This window comes from Janthinobacterium sp. BHSEK (genome assembly GCF_056174685.1).
Map to the genome: position 1 here is coordinate 1 of NZ_JBWBYV010000103.1, position 2,138 is coordinate 2,138.

Sequence of the window (2,138 nt, forward strand, 5' to 3'; positions counted from 1 at the left end):
GGGTCTCGACCTGGGGGTCAATATCAACTACAACGTGCGGCGCGGCCTGCATCTGGAGCTGAAACCGGGCAAGCTGGGCGGAATACAGACGGAGCGCATCCTCGGTTACTACCTGGCCGTGCTGGAGTCGATGGCGGACGACCCGGACGCCGCTCACGACACACAGCACTTCCTGGGCGACGCCGAGGCGCACCGTCTGCTGGTGGAGTTCAACGGCAGCAGCGCCGCTTATCCACCGGGAGAGCTGATCCACCAGCAATTCGAGGCCCATGCCGCCCGCACCCCTGGCGCACTGGCGCTGGGCTATGCGGACCAGACGCTGAGCTATGGCCAGTTAAATGCCCGCGCCAACCAGTTGGCGCATTACCTGATTGGGCTCGGCGTCCAGCCTGACGATCGCGTCGCCATCTGCATGGAACGGGGCATCGACATGATGGTCGCGCTGCTCGGCGTCTGGAAGGCCGGCGGCGCCTATGTTCCGGTCGATGCCGCCTATCCACAGGACCGCATCGCCTACATGCTGGCGGACAGCGCACCCGTTGCCCTGCTGACCCAGGCCGCGCTGGCGGACAAGTTCGCATCGTCGCCGCGCAAGATCGTGCTTGACGGCGAGGACCAGCCCGTCATTGCCGCCGCCGCCGTCGCCAATCCCGATCCCGTGGCGCTGGGCCTGTGCGCCAGCCACCTGGCGTACGTGATCTATACCTCGGGCTCCACCGGCCAGCCCAAGGGCGCGATGCTCAGTCATGCCGGCGTGTCGAACTTCAGCCGGGCGCAGATCGACCGCTTCGGCACCGACGGCGACAGCCGCGTCCTGCAGTTCTTTTCGTTCAGCTTTGACGCCTGTGTCTCGGAAATCACGATGGCCCTGTGCGCTGGCGGCAGCCTGTTCCTGGCCTCGCGCCAGGACCTGATGGTCGGCGAGCCGTTGTTGCGCACCATGCAGCGCCATGCGATCACCCACATCAGCATGCCGACCTCGGTGCTGGCTGCGCTACCGCACGATGCCGATTTCGGCGTCCTGCAGACCCTCATCACCGGTGGCGAAGCACTGCCGCCGACGCTGGCTGACCACTGGGGCGCACGTCACCGCTTCTTCAACGCCTATGGCCCGACCGAGGCGACCGTGATCAGCGCCCTCTACCGCTATGAGTTGGCGCACGGCGAAACCATGCCGATCGGTAAACCGTTGGCCAACACCCCGGTCTACTTGCTGGACAGCCATCTGCGGCCGGTGCCGCAGGGTGTGACCGGCGAGCTGCATATCGGCGGGGTGCAGGTGGCGCGCGGCTACCTCAACCGCGAGGAATTGACGGCCGAGCGCTTCGTCACCGATCCGTTCAGCGAGCGGCCCGGCGCGCGCCTCTACAAGAGCGGCGACCTGGCGCGTTGGTTGCCGGACGGGAACATCGAATTCGTCGGCCGCAACGACCATCAGGTCAAGATCCGCGGTTTTCGCATTGAGCTGGGCGAGATCGAGGCGAGACTGCTGGCCTGTACCGGCGTGCGCGAAGCGCTGGTGATCGCCCGCGATGGCGGTACCAGTTCGGCCGAGAAGCGCCTGATCGCCTACCTGACCGCGCACGACGGCGCCAGCCTCGTCGCGTCCGACCTGCGCGTGGCGCTGGCGCAGCAACTGGCTGACTACATGCTGCCCAGCGCCTTTGTGGTGCTCGACGCCTTGCCGTTGACGCCGAATGGCAAGATTGATCGCAAGGCTCTGCCCGCGCCGCAGATAAGCCGCAGCGATGCGGACTATGTGGCGCCGCGCAACGCAGCAGAGACGCTGCTGTGCGGCACCTGGGCGGAGGTGCTCAAGCTGGACAAGGCAACGGTCGGTATCCACGACAACTTTTTCGAGCACGGCGGCAATTCGCTGCTGGTGGTCAAGCTGCACAGTCTGCTATCGACCCATTACCCGCAGCGGCTGGCGATCGCCGATTACTTCAAGTATGCAAGCCCGGCCCGGTTGGCCGCTTTCCTCGGCGCCTCTGACAGCGAGGTCGTCACCCGTCTGCCGGACAGCGTCTCGCGCGCCGAAATGCGCAAAGGCAGGATGGCGGCGCAACGCGGCAACCGCGTCAAGCGCGCCGTGTAAGCACAACAAATACAACGATAACCATAAGGATAAATACCAT

The 2,138-nt window shown here is 65.5% G+C and carries 1 protein-coding gene; it reads left to right on the top strand.

Features of this window, described 5'->3' with window-relative positions:
- Window positions 1-2,098: non-ribosomal peptide synthetase (locus AC0V2Y_RS26460; RefSeq protein ID WP_475418394.1), on the top strand; the 2,098-nt coding region annotated here is incomplete at its 5' end.
- Window positions 2,099-2,138: the final 40 nt, after the last annotated feature.